This window comes from Candidatus Filomicrobium marinum, from assembly GCF_000981545.1.
In the GTDB taxonomy this organism is placed as follows: domain Bacteria; phylum Pseudomonadota; class Alphaproteobacteria; order Rhizobiales; family Hyphomicrobiaceae; genus Filomicrobium; species Filomicrobium insigne.
Map to the genome: position 1 here is coordinate 3,763,154 of NZ_LN829119.1, position 16,385 is coordinate 3,779,538.

17 protein-coding genes are annotated in these 16,385 nt (G+C 57.4%); 7 read left to right on the plus strand and 10 right to left on the minus strand.

From position 1 onward, the window contains the following. The first annotated feature begins 8 nt into the window (after positions 1-8). Both YBN1229_RS17565 and YBN1229_RS17570 read left to right on the plus strand, forming a co-directional pair. Positions 9-611: a GNAT family N-acetyltransferase gene (locus tag YBN1229_RS17565; protein ID WP_046479471.1), complete on the plus strand. Its 603-nt coding sequence runs from the start codon at positions 9-11 to the stop codon at positions 609-611. Then, positions 608-4,645, plus strand: coding sequence for an EAL domain-containing protein (locus tag YBN1229_RS17570; protein ID WP_082101200.1), 4,038 nt, complete (start codon positions 608-610; stop codon positions 4,643-4,645). Before YBN1229_RS17565 ends, YBN1229_RS17570 begins: the two co-directional genes overlap by 4 nt. A gap of 89 nt (positions 4,646-4,734) precedes the next feature. Here the strand turns inward: YBN1229_RS17570 and YBN1229_RS17575 are convergent, their stop codons facing one another. Further along, positions 4,735-5,352, minus strand: a complete 618-nt coding sequence (locus YBN1229_RS17575; protein ID WP_046479472.1) for a YqgE/AlgH family protein — start codon at positions 5,350-5,352, stop codon at positions 4,735-4,737. A gap of 279 nt (positions 5,353-5,631) precedes the next feature. Here YBN1229_RS17575 and YBN1229_RS17580 point away from each other — a divergent pair, with 279 nt between their 5' ends. Further along, positions 5,632-6,507 carry a protein-disulfide reductase DsbD domain-containing protein gene (locus YBN1229_RS17580; protein ID WP_046479473.1) on the plus strand — a complete coding sequence of 292 codons (876 nt, stop codon included), beginning with the start codon at positions 5,632-5,634 and terminating at the stop codon, positions 6,505-6,507. A 127-nt stretch (positions 6,508-6,634) separates the two neighbouring features. After that, a complete protein-coding gene (locus YBN1229_RS17585) occupies positions 6,635-7,132 on the plus strand; it encodes a peroxiredoxin (protein ID WP_046479474.1) in 498 nt (165 codons plus the stop codon). 37 nt (positions 7,133-7,169) lie between these two features. On the opposite strand, the gene rnhA is transcribed toward YBN1229_RS17585, so the two are convergent. The 3 genes from rnhA to ispH form a co-directional block, all read right to left on the minus strand. Then, positions 7,170-7,631 (minus strand): ribonuclease HI, encoded by a 462-nt coding sequence (gene rnhA, locus YBN1229_RS17590; RefSeq protein ID WP_046480791.1) that lies wholly within the window; start codon positions 7,629-7,631, stop codon positions 7,170-7,172. Positions 7,632-7,648: 17 nt separating this feature from the next. Beyond that, a complete protein-coding gene (locus YBN1229_RS17595) occupies positions 7,649-8,623 on the minus strand; it encodes a homoserine kinase (protein ID WP_046479475.1) in 975 nt (324 codons plus the stop codon). Between the two features lie 72 nt (positions 8,624-8,695). Beyond that, on the minus strand, positions 8,696-9,709 hold the full coding sequence (gene ispH / locus YBN1229_RS17600) for a 4-hydroxy-3-methylbut-2-enyl diphosphate reductase (RefSeq protein ID WP_046479476.1): 1,014 nt from the start codon (positions 9,707-9,709) through the stop codon (positions 8,696-8,698). A gap of 180 nt (positions 9,710-9,889) precedes the next feature. Between ispH and YBN1229_RS17605 the strand changes: the two genes are divergently transcribed. Next, positions 9,890-10,546: a hypothetical protein gene (locus YBN1229_RS17605; RefSeq protein ID WP_082101289.1), complete on the plus strand. Its 657-nt coding sequence runs from the start codon at positions 9,890-9,892 to the stop codon at positions 10,544-10,546. Between the two features lie 213 nt (positions 10,547-10,759). Here YBN1229_RS17605 and YBN1229_RS17610 read toward each other — a convergent pair whose 3' ends face one another. The 6 genes from YBN1229_RS17610 to mutY form a co-directional block, all read right to left on the minus strand. Continuing rightward, positions 10,760-11,245, minus strand: coding sequence for a hypothetical protein (locus tag YBN1229_RS17610; protein ID WP_046479478.1), 486 nt, complete (start codon positions 11,243-11,245; stop codon positions 10,760-10,762). 21 nt (positions 11,246-11,266) lie between these two features. Continuing rightward, positions 11,267-11,809 (minus strand): hypothetical protein, encoded by a 543-nt coding sequence (locus tag YBN1229_RS17615; RefSeq protein ID WP_046479479.1) that lies wholly within the window; start codon positions 11,807-11,809, stop codon positions 11,267-11,269. Between the two features lie 135 nt (positions 11,810-11,944). Continuing rightward, positions 11,945-12,169, minus strand: coding sequence for a F0F1 ATP synthase subunit C (locus YBN1229_RS17620; RefSeq protein ID WP_046479480.1), 225 nt, complete (start codon positions 12,167-12,169; stop codon positions 11,945-11,947). Between the two features lie 65 nt (positions 12,170-12,234). Beyond that, complete coding sequence (locus tag YBN1229_RS17625; protein WP_046480794.1) at positions 12,235-12,978, minus strand: F0F1 ATP synthase subunit A; 744 nt, start codon at positions 12,976-12,978, stop codon at positions 12,235-12,237. Positions 12,979-13,024: 46 nt separating this feature from the next. Further along, a complete protein-coding gene (locus YBN1229_RS17630; RefSeq protein WP_046479481.1) occupies positions 13,025-13,441 on the minus strand; it encodes an AtpZ/AtpI family protein in 417 nt (138 codons plus the stop codon). A 251-nt stretch (positions 13,442-13,692) separates the two neighbouring features. Further along, positions 13,693-14,796, minus strand: coding sequence for an A/G-specific adenine glycosylase (mutY, locus tag YBN1229_RS17635; protein ID WP_046479482.1), 1,104 nt, complete (start codon positions 14,794-14,796; stop codon positions 13,693-13,695). A 118-nt stretch (positions 14,797-14,914) separates the two neighbouring features. On the opposite strand from mutY, the gene YBN1229_RS17640 reads away from it, so the two are divergent. Together YBN1229_RS17640 and YBN1229_RS17645 are read left to right on the plus strand one after the other, a co-directional pair. Then, positions 14,915-15,493, plus strand: a complete 579-nt coding sequence (locus YBN1229_RS17640; protein WP_160298735.1) for a DUF721 domain-containing protein — start codon at positions 14,915-14,917, stop codon at positions 15,491-15,493. Positions 15,494-15,685: 192 nt separating this feature from the next. After that, a complete protein-coding gene (locus tag YBN1229_RS17645; protein WP_244464961.1) occupies positions 15,686-16,366 on the plus strand; it encodes a DsbA family protein in 681 nt (226 codons plus the stop codon). Positions 16,367-16,385: the final 19 nt, after the last annotated feature.

A 16,385-nucleotide genomic window follows, 5' to 3' on the forward strand; every position in this document is an offset into this window, starting at 1 on the left:
GTCGGGCCGTGGCTTTCCTTAAGGTGGGCCTGGGAAACGATATACAGATTGCGGTGCGCGGTGGGCGTGTCCTGCTGCGGCCTTATTTGACGTCAGATTATATGCTTTGGGCCCAGTTACGGGCGCGGAGCCGTGAGCATCTCAGGCCGTGGGAGCCAGTTTGGCCGCATGATGATCTCACACGAACCTCGTTTCGGCGTCGGGTTCGGCACTATCAACGTGAAGCACGCGATGATGCAGGGTACGCGTTTGGTGTCTTCAACGAGCACGGGCGTGAGCTGTACGGTGGATTGACGCTGACGAATGTGCGTCGCGGTGTGACTCAGGCGGCGTCTCTTGGATATTGGCTTGGTCTTCCGTTTGTCGGGCGTGGGTTTATGACAGATGCGGTACGTACCGCTGTCCACTACGCATTCGACGAATTGCGGTTACACAGGATTGAGGCTGCCTCGATGCCGTCCAATACTGGGTCCATAAATGTGTTGCAACGGGTGGGATTCGTGCGCGAGGGGCTCGCGCGGCGGTATTTGAAGATCAATGGCGTATGGCAGGATCACGTCCTGTTTGCGCTTCTTGCTGAAGATATCGCCAGGGGGACAGGCGACGAATGAGGCATCAGCAACCTGATCGAGCCGGATGGCCGGGCGCCGTGCTCGCGGGCGTGCGCTGTAGCACGGCGCGGCTGCTGAGCTTGGCAGTGGCTGTTCTTGTGGTTTGCTGCGCCAATCTCATTGCGACATCCCCGGCTTCGGCGCTTAAGGCGATTACGGTCGGTTCCGATCAGGATCGCATCGAGATAACCACCGACGGCGAATTTTACGACAATCGCGGCGACAGCCTGCAGGTCGAAACTGCACCTGGGCTTGATGGTGTTGTCGGGCGCATGAGCGTCAAAGCGGCTACGCCAGGGGTTAATCCAAGCTGGATTGTCTTCGCGCTGACTAACCCGACCAATACCGATATGGAGCGATGGCTTACGGCAGATCGCTACACGGTGGTCGGTTCCGGAACGGTCTGGCCGGATCTTGATGCCCGGCGCATTGAGGCGGTGACGCCATCAATCGGCTTTGTGCCTGAGCGTGTGAACAGCGACCGGGCCGACGTGTTCCGCATCACGCTAGAACCTGGCCAAACGATCACGTTTGTCGCTGAGCTTTCGTCCGAGCGCTTTTCGCGGATCTTTCTATGGAAGCCATTGGCATATGAGCTTGAGGTACGCGAACGGCAGCTCTTTAACGGAGCGTTGCTCGGTCTGACCGGTCTATTGGCGATCTTTCTGACGGCGATCTTTGCCGCGAACCACAAAGCGATCTTTCCGTCCGCGGCACTCGTCGCTTGGTGTGTGCTCGTCTATCTGTGCGTCGATTTCGGCTTTTTCCATAAGCTGTTCAACTTGCGGCCTGAGGATAACGCGGTTTATCGCGCGGCGGGTGAAGCGTCGATTGCGGCCAGTCTTGTCATCTTCCTCCACACATTTCTCAGGCTGGGCTTAAGTCACGGGCTTGTGCGCATGCTCTTTGGCGTGTGGATGCTGGCTCAGCTCGCGCTTGTTGCGGTTGCCGTTGTCGATCCGCGTCTGGCTTCAACGTTTGCACGCCTGTCGTTCTGTGTGATCGGCGGTGTGGGGGCTGCGATCATACTGTTCCTCGCTTTCCGAGGTCAGGATCGGGCCCTGTCGATCATACCGACTTGGATCATCTTCCTCGTATGGGTTTTTGGCACAGCGGTAACGCTTACCGGCAGGATGTCGGGCGATGTTATTGAAGCTGGCCTCGCAGCAGGTTTGGTTCTGATCGTTTTGATGATCGGTTTCACGGTTACGCAGTTTGCGTTCCGCTCTTTAGAGCCGGTGTATGGCGCCTCGCCCAGTCAACAGCAGCGACAGGCGCTCGCGGTCGAGGGGGCCGGTGCAGCAACGTGGGAATGGAATGCGCGTCGCGATGAGGTCAAGGTTAGCCCGATTATCGAAGCTGCGTTGGGGCTCAACGGCGGCGAGTTGACCTGTAAGGTCGAAGACTTCATTCCGCACCTACATACGGCAGATCGTGAGAAATTCCGTCTTATGCTCTGGTCCGTGCAGGAACGCGCTGGCGGTAAGATCCGTATCGATTTCCGTTTGCGCCACAGCGACAACTCGTATCGCTGGTATGAGTTGGACGCGGCGAGCATTGAAACGTCGGACCGGCGTGATGTGCGTTGCGTTGGTTTGATGCGCGATATCACAGAAAGCAAGCGCGCCCAGGAGCGGCTTCTGCACAATGCGGTACACTGCGGTCTTACCAATCTTCCCAACCGGGAACTCTTTCTCGACCGTCTTGGGACAGCCTGTATGCGTGCGGCTAGTGAAGCTGCCGTACGGCCTACGGTCATCTGTATCGATCTCGACAAGTTCAAAAGCGTTAATGCCTCCCTTGGTCTTGTCGTAGGCGATAGCCTGCTGTTGACAGTGGCGCGGCGTTTGAGTCGGCATCTTGGGCCGCAGGATACTCTGGCGCGGCTTGGTGGTGATCAGTTCGCTATTCTGATTTTGAACGAGCAGAGCGCCCGGGATCTGGCTGGGTTGGCTGAGAGGATCCGGCGGTCTTTGCGTTCGCCGATCAAGATCGCAGGGAAGGAAATCGTTCTCACGGGATCGCTAGGTGTCTCGGTTTACGATGGAGAAGAGCGTGGCCCAGATGAGCTTCTGAAGGAAGCTCAGATTGCGATGTATCGAGCGAAGCGCAGCGGTGCGGATCGTATCGAGATTTTCCGCCCAGAGATGCGTTCGAGCCGCGATGATCGGGCGGCGATGGAAGCCGAGTTACGTAAGGCGGTCGAGAAGGATCAGCTTAAGGTATTCTTCCAACCGATCGTTTATCTTCCGACTGAGGATCTTGCCGGGTTTGAGGCCATCGTTCGCTGGGAGCACCCGCGTGAAGGACTATTGTCGCCGGCGACTTTTGTACCCCTGGCCGAGAACTCCGATCTTATTATCAAGCTTTCCACGCATGTCCTGACGAAGGCTGCACATACGGCTGCCAGTTGGCAGAAGATATTGCCGCGACACGAGTCGCCCCTGTTCGTTTCGGTTAACGTTTCTTGTCGGCAGCTCTTCAAACAGGATTTCATTCAAGAGCTGCGTCACATCATCGGTCAGGGAATCGTCCCGGTGAACTGCCTCCGTTTCGAGGTCAGCGAACCCCTGGTTATGGAAAGTCCTGAGCAGGCCACCGAGATGCTCGACGTGCTGAGGGGAACGGGTGTCGAGATCGCGCTCGATGAATTCGGCACGGGGTATTCCTCGTTTGCTTATTTGCAACGCTTCCCCGTTGATACGATCAAGATCGACGGTGGCTTGGTGCAAAACGGTGGCGGGAGCGAAGGTACAGGAAGTGCCATTGTGCGCTCTATCGTGGCGCTGTCCCATGAGCTCGGTAAGAAAGTTGTGGCGGAAGGGATCGAGGAGCCAGATGACGTGGTGTTCCTGCGCTCGATCGGCTGTGAGTATGGCCAGGGCTTCTACTACGGCGACCCGATGCCAGCGGATGATGTGATCGCGTTGTTACGCATCATTGCCAAATCCGAGCGCAAGATCGAAGCGCGCAACCTCTTCAAGCCGAAGTCAAAGAGCAAAAAGGATCGCAAGAAGGCTTCCGTACACGTTGAGGCCGCACCGAAAGCGCCGAAGCCTTCGTCGCCGAAGAAAACTGCGGTGGTGGCTGCGAACGGACAAGCGCCTAGTCGCGGTGACCCGGGCTCTATACCCTTACGTGAAGTGCCGCCTCCTGCTGAGGTTACTGGTCCACCGCCAATTGCAGCACGCGGCAATGGCCGGGAACGGCCCTTGCTTCGCGGTGGTATGTTACCAACGGGGAGCGTTGGCGATAATCGTCAGATTTCTAGCGCTACCCATCCGGCGTTAGCGCCTCCGGTCGCGCCGTCGCAGCCGACACTGGCTCAATCGCTTGCCCAAGCCGCGCACGGGGGGCAGGCAGCGCCGCAATCGGCGCCAAGAGCCTCGTCATCACCGCCGCCTTTGACACCGCCTCCGCCGGTAAGTTCGTCAGCTTCGGGAGCCGGCTCCAACGGTGGCTATCCTTCAAACCTGTCCCAGCCAACGTCAACCGGACGAAACGGCAATGCGGGGATCGCTCCTTCGTCTCCACCTCAACCTCCTTCGGCACCGCCATTTAGTCATGGGCGGGGGGGGGCGCAGAATGGGGCGGGGGTATCTCAACCTCCTCCAATTCAATCTGCTCCTCCTGGAGGCAGTGCGGGTAGCCGAGCGGTCGGTCATCGCCCGCCGCCGCCACCATCGCCATCCGCTGCAGCCAATGGGCGGCCCCGTATGAACAACGGTCCAGCGGTTCAGTCGCCGCGCCCGCCTGTCAGCACTGGGCAGACGCAGCCGCTCAACGTGGCGATGGCTGGGGCAGAGGTGCCGGTGACAGCACCGCCAGTTACGCCTGCAGGAAATGGTGTTCCTAATGGTGCGGAAAGGCCGGTGCAGCCCGTTGCGGCTCCGCCGGACTACAGCTCATTGCCACCAGGTATCGCAGAAAGCTTGGCGCGGCTTGCCGGGACGCCACGTCCACGTAGCGATAGCGCGGCTCGTGGCCCGTCACAGAAGGCCGCTACGCCCAATGGCAAGCTTGGTGATAAGTGATTGCAGTGCGGGCGCGAATGCGGGTCCGCATGGTTTGACTGCCGATACCACATTTACATCATTGAAATCAGGTGAGATGGCGCTCGATGTCAGGCGTGGCCGGCATCGGCAACGAGATGCGATGGATCAATCCCGATCTTCGCCATTGCTCTTTGGTATTTCGCATGTGGGTCGGGCGAGAAGATAATGTCGGGGTCCGGCGGACAGTGCAGCCAGCCGTTCGCCTGGATCTCATCTTCCAACTGGCCTGGAGACCATCCTGCATAGCCTAGTGCGAGGATGGCCCGCGAAGGGCCGCGGCCATCGGCAATTGCTTTCAGAATGTCTAGAGTTGCCGTCAGGCAGATACCTTCGTTTATGGAGAGCGTGGATTCGGACACGAAGTAATCCGAGCTATGGAGCACGAACCCGCGACCGGTTTCCACAGGTCCGCCGACGTGAATTGGCATGGACGCAAGTGCATCAGGTTGCCATGAATGGCTGCCTTCGCCAGGCATTATGTCGAGCCTATCGAGAAGGTCGGGAAAGGAGATGTTCGGTGCTGTTTGATTGATGATCAGACCCATGGCACCGTCTTCGGAATGGGCGCACAGATAGATCACAGAGCGCGCAAAACGCGTGTCTGTCATCAATGGCATGGCGACCAGAAGTTGGCCGTCAAGGAATGAATGTGCGCCGTCGAGCGGCAGTGAGCGCAGAGTCGACATACGTTAGACTAACTCTGCGGCTGGCGCCCTGTGAAGACTGAATCGTTGGGCGTGCTATAGAGCCTATAATTCAGGGTGCGTTGTAATTTGTTGTTCTAAGCCGCATTTTGGTGTGGTTGCCACGGCAAGTGTGGAGCGTGCGTGCGCTGGGAGCGGCTTCAGTAAGACGTGACTTGTCGGTTACCTGCGTCTTATTTGACACTGAATGTCGCCGTCGCGACAGTGTGCATAACCTCACCGGATACGGATGGCGCCGATACGCTTAACAAGGGAAATCCCATGAATGATGCCGGTTTCTCCGGACACGTTCACCGCGTCGCTTTGCTGAGCGCAGCGCTTGTGACGGCCACCGTGACTTTGAGTGCTACGGGGCAGACGGCAGAGTTGTCGTCTCCCTGGCACGAGGCGCATATGTCTCAAGTCCGTTTGATCGCTGCGCGCCGTGGAGATAACGGACAGGACATCGTTGCGGGTATACAAGTCGCACTTCAACCTGGTTGGAAAACCTATTGGCGTAATCCTGGGGACGCTGGCGGCGTCCCACCCGAATTCGACTGGTCGGGGTCGGGCAATGTCGCGAACACGGAAGTTCTTTATCCGGCGCCCAAACGTTTTCGCGATCCGGCGGGTGAAACGATCGGGTACAAAGGAAATGTCGTGATGCCCGTTCTGGTGCGACCGGCGGATCCAGATCAGGATGTGGAACTTCGCGTGAAGTTCAACTTTGGCATCTGTGCCGACATCTGCGTCCCAGTGGAGCAGGAGTTGACGGTGAACGTACCCCGTCAAGCTCAAGTGGGACTGCCTTCTCTCCTGCAAAAGGCACTCGATCTTATTCCCCGTAGTGAGGCGTCCGCCAAGGTAGGTGACCCCAAGCTTGTGCAACATGAGGTTCATCTTTCGGGTGATCAGCCTCGTATTCTTCTCGATGTTGATTTTGGCTCAGCTGCGCATGAGGGTGATGTTTTTGCGGAAGCATCGGACGACTTCTATCTCCCTATGCCGGCCCGAATGCAGGAAGGAAGCACGACCGCGAGCCGTTTTGAGATCGACCTTCGAGAAGCTGATGACGTGTCCAAGCTGAAGGGCAAAACTATTCGTTTAACCCTTGTGGGAGCTGAAGGGCAGTCAGAGGCAACATTCGTCGTCAAGTGATGCTTGCGTTCTGGGCTTTCGATTGAAAGCTGGTTGCGCGGTAGGGCTTGGTTTATGTTTTCCGCGACGCCTTTCCAACTATGCGCGACCTGATCGTGTCGCGTCTTTTTTCCGGAGGAGACAGCTCATGAGTATCAGTGTTGGCGACCGCTTGCCTGACGCGACTTTCTTTGTGATGGGGGCTGAAGGGCCGCATAAGGTCACCACCAACGATGTCTTTGGTGGGAAGAAGGTCGCTCTGTTTGCGGTGCCGGGTGCGTTCACACCGACGTGCCACAAGCAGCACATGCCGGGCTTTCTTGCTCGTCTCGATGAAATCAAAGCAAAGGGCGTCGTTGCGATTGCCTGCACGGCCGTCAACGACGCTTTCGTCCTCAACAATTGGGCGGAGCAAACTGGTGCGAGCGGCAAAGTGCAGATGCTCGCGGACGGTAGTGCGGAATTCGCAAAGAAGCTCGGCCTCGATATTGATCTTTCTGCGCACGGATTAGGTGTGCGTTCCAAGCGCTACTCTATGCTCGTGGAAGACGGTGTCGTGAAGATTCTCAATATTGATGATGCGCCGCCGGTCCATGACAAATCGAGTGCGGATACGCTGTGCTCGATGATTGGAAACAGCATCTAAGCGAGACGTGATGGCGAGGGGGCGATTGATATGTAGGTCAATCGCCCGCTGTCTGCTTTGCGCCCTTGAGAAAAGGGCGCATCCCTTCGCGGGCCAGTTCGTCGGCGCGTTCATTTTCGACATGGCCAGCGTGACCTTTCACCCAATGCCAATCGACATTGTGGCGCTGGCGCATTTCATCGAGGCGCTGCCACAATTCAGCGTTCTTAACCGGCTTTTTGTCCGCAGTGCGCCAGCCATTGCGCTTCCAGCCGTGAATCCACTGTGTGATGCCGTTCTTGACGTAGTTCGAGTCTGTGTGCAGTTCGACGTTGCTTTTGCGCTTGAGAGCTTCCAGCGCCGATATGGCGGCCATCAGCTCCATGCGGTTGTTCGTGGATTGCGCTTCACCGCCTGAAAGTTCCTTGCGGTGCTCACCTGACATCAGGATGGCGCCCCAGCCGCCAGGACCTGGATTCCCCGAACAAGCGCCATCGGTGTAAATGACCACCGATGGCATTGAGGTTTTTTCTGAACTCATCGGGAGCCATCTCCATAACCGTAGTCGGCGATTGAACGTACGCTCTGATGGAAGCGGAGCCGGCGCAGATAGTCGATCGGATCATGCGGATTGACGACGGCACCGGCAGGCCGGTTGAGCCAGTCGTAACAGCGTGTCAGCAAGAAGCGCAAGGCGGCACCTCGTGCGAGCAGCGGCATGGCTTTGCGCTCGTCTTCCGTCAGGCTGCGTACTTCTTCGTAGCCGCGCAGCAGCGCTCGCGCCTTGGTGACGTTGAACGAAAAATCCTGTTCGAAGCACCAGGCGTTTAGACAAATGGCGATGTCGTAGGCGAGCGCATCATTGCAGGCGAAATAAAAATCGATCAGTCCGGAAACGTCTTTCGCCAGAAAAAAGACGTTGTCCGGGAAGAGGTCGGCATGGATGACGCCTTCCGGTAGCGCCAGCGGCCAATCGGTTTCGAGCACATCGAGCTCGGCTTTGATCAGCGCTTCTAGGCCGGGCGCGATGGAGTCTGCTTCAGACGCAAAGCGTTCAAAGAGAGGACGCCAATCCCACGTGCTCAGGGCGTTGCGGCGGGTTAGTTTGAAATCAGCGCCTGCCTGATGAAGTTGCGCAAGGGCGTGACCGACCTTGGAGCAATGCTCAGGTTTGGGGCGCCGTATCCAGAAGCCTTCGAGAAAGGTGACGAGTGCGGCTGCTCGTCCGCATAACTCGCCGAGGTGGTTTCCCGTTCGGTCACGCACGGGCGTGGGGCAGGTGACCTGCCGCGCGGCGAGATGTTCCATCAGCCCGAGGAAGAAAGGAAGATCGTCCGCCGAAACCCGCTTCTCATAGAGCGTCAGGATATATGGGCCTGTCGTGGTGTGGACGATGTAGTTGGTATTTTCAACGCCTTCGGCAATGCCTTTGTAGGACAGCAATTCGCCGACTTCATAGCGGCTGAGAAAAGAGGCCAAGTCGTCATCACTGACTTCGGTATAGACCGCCATGGAGGGTCGTTCGTCCTTGTCGCAGGGCTTTCGCGGTTGTTCGAATTGGAGGATTGGTGAGCGGCCTAGACGTTACGTGTTGGCATCGACGGGTATGTCGCGCAGCGCGCGGGGAATATTAAAGGCTACATTTTCCTCTGCGGTGGTCACCGTTTCAAGTTTTGCATCGAAGCGCTCGCGCAATGCGCTGATCACTTCGTTGACGAGCACTTCCGGTGCGGAGGCGCCAGCCGAAAGGCCCACCGTGGCCCCGTCTTCGATGATCTCCCATGGGATATCTGTTGCTCGTTGAACGAGCATCGCCTTTTTGCATCCGGCGCGTTCCGCAACTTCCACGAGCCGCATCGAATTCGAACTGTAGGTCGCCCCCACGACGAAGAGGACGTCGCAGCGGCCCGCAATCTCTTTTACCGCGATCTGCCGGTTGGTGGTGGCGTAACAGATGTCTTCCTTTGGAGGATGGACGATGCCTGGAAAGCGGCTGCGCAAAACACCGGAGATTTCTGCGGTGTCGTCCACCGATAGTGTTGTCTGCGTGACATAAGCGAGTTTGGTCGGGTCGCGAGGAGTAAATGCGTGCGCATCTCCGACCGTCTCGATCAGATGTACGGTACCGGGCGGAAGCTGTCCCATGGTGCCGATGACTTCAGGGTGACCAGCATGTCCGATCAGGAGCACTTCCAATCCGTGCTCGTGATGGCGGATTGCCTCAAAGTGGACTTTGAAGACGAGCGGGCAGGTGGCGTCTATGACGAAAAGGTTTCGGGACTTTGCAGCTTCGGGTACCACCTTTGCGACACCGTGTGCCGAAAATATCACAGGCTGGTCCGTTACTGGAATCTCGTCCAGTTCTTCCACAAAAATGGCGCCTTTTTCCCTCAATTTGTCAACGACGTAGCGATTGTGGACGATCTCGTGGCGTACATAGACAGGTGAGCCGAACTTAGCCAAAGCAAGTTCTACGATCTTGATTGCCCGATCAACGCCGGCACAAAAACCACGCGGGGCAGCAAGCAGGATCGTGATGGCTTTATGCGGCACAGGAATTCTTTCCTTTGGTTTCCGGACCGTTTCGGTCGGAGGCATTAGGTATCGGATCTATCACGGCTGGGGACTACATGGGCACCCCGCCTTTGTGGGACCGGTTACATGATAGGATGGTTCGAGGTGACTCGAAATGGCATTGGGGGCCGAAAGTCAAGGCCTTGGGGGACAGTCAAGCCAATGCAATATTTTCCGGCCGATTATGGGAACTGGGGCGTCGGGATGCAATCGGTGGCAAAACCAATACGGCGGAGCGCTCACGTTTTAGCCGTTGGACTTATGGTTACTGCGCTTGGGGGGTGTGGCCTCCCTTCTTTGACGTCAGGGCTTGGGCCCGGCGGATTTGGCGGCTCTAGCCAGCAGACGTCACAAGTTCAATCGGTTAGCGAAGAACAACTTCTGTCGGCTGCAAAAGCCGAAGTGACGGGTGGTACAACCACGAGTGCCTCAGGTATTTCGCCAGGTTGTCCGAAATTCGAGGTTTGGCCGCGCGATAACAACCTTACCATCTATATGGAAGGCCGGGTCGGCGATAGCCTTGCGATACGGCATCGCGGCGAGATCACAAAGACAGCTCGCGAATGTGTGGTTGATGGCAGTCGTGTCACGGTGAAATACGGCATCTCGGGTCGGGTACTGCTTGGGCCAAGTGGCGTGGCAGGTCCAGTGACATTGCCCGTACATATCTTCGTGACCGATGCGAAACGCGAGAAGGTGGCCACCGACGCCATGCAGGTTTCCGTCGACATGGTGATGGATCAGCCGATCGGATATTTCTCAGCCGTCCAGTCAATCTCGTTCGATGTTGCTCAAGGCGCGCGCCCCGGCGAATACGAAATGTTCGTCGCGTTCGACCGAAAAGCCCCTGGGGCAGGCTAAGAGCAGAAACGCTTTCCCTTCTCCTTCTTGGCTCGCGGATAACCGACCTACACTCTGAAACGCTACGAATCCAGCAGGCGGGCCGCCAATTGCGGCTTGCTCATCTCGCGCGTTGTGTTGCGTTTTTTTTACGCCGCAAGATCATCTCAAAACGAAACGGCCGGACATCGCTGTCCGGCCGTTTCAGTATTTGTTGTGATCGTGCGGTGTAGCCTAGTTCAGTCGGTTCGACAGCTTGCGAATGCTGTCTTGAACCAACTCATTGCCGCTTTGGCCGGAGGTCTTGTTCCTAAGGATTGCTTCAGCAGCAGCAACGGCAGCATCGATCGCTTTGGAACGAACCTCGCTGATTGCCTGGGCTTCCGCGCGTGCAATCTTTTCTTCGGCGAGCCGAGTTCTACGCTCCAGGTTATCCTTGAGCTTGAGTTCCGTTTCCGCTTCGAGAGCTTCAGCCTCGCGGCGGGCCTGGTCGACTATGCTTTTCGCCTCTTCTTCGGCTTCCCGCGCTCTACGCTGGTAATCTGCCAGCATTGCCTGCGCTTCTTCACGCAGGCGGCGTGCGTCGTCCAGTTCCTGACGGATTTTATCGGCGCGGTTATCGAGTGCCGAACCGACTGTGCGTGGTACGCGCAGATAGAGCACAATCGCCATGAAGGCGATAAAGGAGAAGAGGACCCAGAACTCAGCGCTTAGCAACATGGCGAACGTTCGATCCTTTTATCAGTCAGACTGCTTGGCGAGCGCCGTTTTGACTTCGTCGTCAGACGGAGACGTTCCGACCAAGTTCGCAACCAATGGTCCGACGATGCCCGAAGCAATTTCGTCAACGCTCGTAAGCGCCTTCGTGCGGGTTTCATCAATACGCCGTTCGGCCTCGGATACCTTGGCTTCGATCTCCGTATCAACCTGCTTTTGCTTCGCATCAACACGCTGAGCGAGACGGTCGCGGGTTTCTTTGGCGATGGCGTTTGCATTGGCACGCGCGTCGGCCAAAGCCTGTTCGTATGCGGCCAAGGCTTGTTCGGTTTCGCCTTTTAAACGCTCGGCTGAATCAAGATCACGTTGGATACGGTCGCGCCGCTCCTCGATGACCTCGCCGATCCGCGGCAGCGCAATGCGCGATAGCAGCAGATAGAGGGCTCCGAAAGTGATCGCCAGCCAGACGAGCTGAGGGGCAACCGTAGAACCATCCAAAGGTGGGAACGCCACCGGATGGGCCCCGTCGTGCGGGATTTCGGTGCCGGTATTGTCAGGTGTGGCCATAACTCGGTGTCCGCGTCATTTACCTGAATCCTAGGCCAGACGGAAAGTTCCGCCCGTGCCAATATCGATGCCGCCCGGGGAGCCAAAGGGAACACGGGGTTCCCCGACACACTCCCCAAGCCGCAACTTTGATGATCAGGTGAACAGAAGCAGGAAGGCGATCAGCAGTGCGAAGATGCCGAGTGCTTCGGTCACGGCGAAGCCGAAAATGAGACGGCCAAACTGACCATCGGCAGCCGACGGATTGCGGAGCGCTCCCTGCAGGAACTGGCCGAAGAGGTTGCCTACGCCGATAGCGGCGAAGCCCAGGCCAATTGCGGCAAGGCCGGCACCGATAAGCTTTGCGGCTGCTGGATCCATTGACTTCTCCCTTTTGTTCAAAAACAGGTCTGTTGAGTTGGATTTCGGGTTACGAGGCTTCAACCCTAGTGGCTGGGATGAAGCGCATCATTAAGGTACATGCAGGTCAGCATGGCGAAGACGTAGGCCTGAAGGAATGACACGAGGAATTCCAGTGCCGTAATCGCGATCGCCATGAATACTGGGAGCGGCGTCAAAGCTGCATAGGTTCCCGAACCGATCAGCATGACTGCAAATCCGCCGAACACCTTTAGCGTAATGTGACCGGCGAGCATGTTGGCAAACAGACGCACCGAGTGACTTACCGGGCGGGACAGGAACGAGACGATCTCGATCAAGCTAACCAGCGGCAAAACGTAAATCGGAACACCCGAGGGCACGAACAGCTTGAGAAAGCCAAAACCGTGCTTGATGAGACCGGAGATGATAACCGTCGCGAAGACGAGCAGGGCCAACGCTGCCGTCACGCCAATATGGCTCATTACCGTGAAACTGCCCGGCACCATGCTGATCATGTTCGCGATTAAGATGAACATGAATAGCGTGAACACGAGCGGAAAAAACTGCATGCCGGCTTTGCCGGCGCTATCGCGTACCATTTTCGCGATGAATTCGTACGCGATTTCCGCGAGAGACTGAATACGTGAGGGTACCAGCGAACGACCGCGCGTTGCGTACATCAGGAAGCCGAATGTGACGGCAACCGTAATGATCATGTAAAGCGCAGAATTGGTGAAGGACGCGTCCAATCCAAAAAGCTCGAGTGGCAGGAGCCGTTTGATCTCGAACTGGTGGATAGGATCCGGCATGCCGCCTTCCGCCCCATTATGCGTCGATGCCACGTAGCTCTCCCGATCAATCGTCGTCGTCACTGTTGCGGATGTCGGTTCCGATATCTCCGCGTGTTTTTGCGGCGATCTCGGCCTGAAGCCGCTCAAACCCTCGTATCACGTTACGGATGCCGGCGATCAAGCCCAGAACGAAAAAGAAAAGGAAAAACCATGGTACCGTGCCCAACAAAGTGTCGAGCCCAAACCCGATCAGTCCTCCGACCAGCACGGCTCCGACGAGCTCGCTTGCCATCCGCAAGCCGTAGGCCATGCCACGGCTGTGAATTCTGGCGTCTTCTTCGGCCTCCGCCTTGGCGGCTTCCTCCGACCTGATTTTATCAAGCCGTTGCCCCAACCCTTCCAAACGCCGTTCGAGCGCTTCCTTTTCCCTAGGGTCCGGCGCCCCGTTTTCAGGTGCGTCGCCTTTGGATCCGTTTGTCATGGGAGCGCGTCCTCGAACCAAGGCACAAAACAGCCTCTGGACGGGTTGATTGACGGCGCGAACATAGAGAGAGGCCAGGGGGGTGTCAAGAAACCGTGAAGCCCTCATAGGCCCCGTATCATAGGACGAAACCGCGCAGGGGGCAAAGTGCATTAAAGCTTGTAACAGCGGCCATTGCCGAAGACGGAAAATCCGTTCGCGATGCCTCGAAACTGCATCTGTCCGAAGCCTGAAATTGGGATGCACCGCTCCTATTGTGGCAATGCGTGTGCAATCACCTTGCGCATAAGGCTTGGAAGGGCCTCGTTGTGAAGATCGCGGCGATTCACCCAGCGGCAGCGGTTCGGTTCAGACCAAAAGGTTAACGTGGCGTCGGCCGGTACGATCGCGCGGTAAACGTTCAGCTGCAGGCGGAAGTGCGTAAATGTGTGTGTGACAGTGCCAGTGACCGGCCACCAGTCTGTTTTAAATGGGGCTGAGCGCATGGCATCTTCGACTGAGAGCCAGTCATCGCGCCATTCCGTCGAGGGGACTTCCATCATGCCGCCAAGGAGGCCGGCCTCTTGGCGACGGCGGAGAAGGATGTGACCGTCTTCGCTCAGCGCCAGGAAGGCGTAGCCGAATCGTGAGGGGCGGTCGGGTTTGGCGAGCTTGAGCGGGAGGCTTTCCGCCATGCCCTTGGCGTATCCGTGGCAGTCGGGCTGAATCGGGCACATGAGGCAGGATGGCCGCTTGGGCGTGCAGACAGTTGCGCCAAGATCCATCATCGCCTGCGCGAAATCTCCGGGACGGTCACTGGGCACCAGCGTAGAAGCGAGGCGTTTGATTTCTGACTTGGCGGCCGGAAGAGGGAGACGCAGAGCAAACAGGCGCGCGATAACGCGTTCGATGTTGCCGTCTACCGGGGTTGCTTCCTCGTTGAAGGCAATGGCGGCAATGGCCGCGGCCGTGTAGGGGCCGATACCCGGCAGCTTGCGAAGGGCGGCTTCGGAGCGAGGAAAGCGGCCGCCGTGTTCCTCCACAATGGCGATGGCGCATTTATGCAGATTGCGTGCGCGTGAGTAGTAGCCAAGTCCAGCCCACTTGGTCAGCACTTCATCGAGACTGGCGGCCGCCAGGGCGCGGACGTTCGGCCAAGCCCGAAGAAATTCGCGATAATAGGGAATGACCGCTTTGACGGTTGTTTGCTGCAGCATGATTTCGCTGAGCCACACACGATACGGGTCCGCTTTGCGACCAGGCGGGCTACGCCATGGCAACTCGCGGCCTTCACTATCATACCAGTCTAACAGGGCCGCCGTAGTATCCGGCCCGGCAGGTCGGAGAGGTAGTTGCTTACGAGCAACAGCGCCCATGTCATTCTCCCATGGCGGAAGCCACGAATCGTCTACCAGATGGTACCCATGGTGACTGTTCGTGGGAATGGATGTCTATCCGTTATCCCAGCACCGCAGAAAATCGGGAGCAGATCCAGTGACATCGTCTCCTCGCAAAGCGATTCTGGCAACCACGCGGCGCTCCAGATGGGGGATGCCGGTCGCTAAGACCGTCGGCAGTTTCGTACCGCAACTGACGCAAAAGGCCTTCGAGAAGTATGGATTTTCAACAGTTGCTTTGTTGACGGACTGGGCGGCGATCGCAGGCAAGGATCTTGCGACCTATACGCGACCGGAGAGGATCAAATGGCCGCGCAACGTGCCGATCCGCGGTGACGTTGAAAGTGGATGCGAGGGCCGTCCCGGCGCATGCTTGATTCTACGCGTGGATCCGGCGCGGGCGCTCGACGTGCAATATTCTACTGCGCAACTCCTTGAGCGGATCAACGTCTATTTTGGGTATCGCGCGATTGCCGACCTGCGCATTCTGCAAGCGCCGGTAGAAGTTGAGCCGAAGGCGAAGATTGGTGGCAAAACGCCGGATATCCTGCGTGCGGCTCCTCCTCCGGCTTCGCCCGCAGAACAACCGGTCAAAGCGCCTGTTGTGGCGGATAAGGCTCTGCAGGATGCCCTGATGCGACTTCAGAAGGGCTTTAGCCAAGACGCGGCCCGATAGAAATCCTATTCACCAGATTGAAGGTGAGCGACGGGCGATGTTTGGCTAGGTTTGTGAATGCCCTACGCTCAATCGCGCGGACGTGATGGCGCCTTAAAAAGTATTCAGTTGGCATTCAGCGGCAGATTGCCTTAATGCGGGACCAATCATTACGCTAGCCACGATCGCGTGAATAACAAGGGAGCTTTCGCCTTGACCCAATCCGATTTTCGTCCCGAGGGAATTCGTCGCCGTACAGTTCTCGCCGGTGCGGGCACCGCGGCAGTTGCATTCGGCCTCGGGATCGTGCCTGCGCGGTTTGCGCTGGCGGCGGACGAAGTGCCTGTGGCGGAGCTCATGCAGCCCGATGGTCTTAAGGATCTGACTCTAGGTTCCCCGGACGCAAAAGTGACCGTGGTCGAGTATGCTTCGATGACCTGTGGGCACTGCGCGCGCTTCCATAAAAGCGTGTTTCCTGAGCTCAAAGAAAAATACATCGACACGAACAAGATCTATTTTGTCATGCGGGAATTTCCGCTGGACAATCTTGCGGCTGCCGCATCAATGCTTGCACGCTGCGCAGGTGATGACAAAACCTTCCCGCTTATCAGCGTCCTTTTCGATAAGCAGGCCGATTGGGCGTTTGTGAAGTCCAATCCGGTGCCGGCGTTGCGGGAAATTGCCAAGCAGGCTGGTTTCACGAAGGAAAGCTTCGACGCGTGCCTGAAAGACGAAGATCTTTTGGACAAAATCATGAAGCGTCGCGAACGTGCTTCTTCTGTGTTCGGTGTTAACTCGACACCGACGTTCTTCATCAACGGCAAGAAGCTGGCGGGGGGCACCTCCATCGAAGACTTCAGCAAAGTTATCGATCCTATTTTGAACGCGGGGTGAGGTCGTCTTGTTGAGGCGG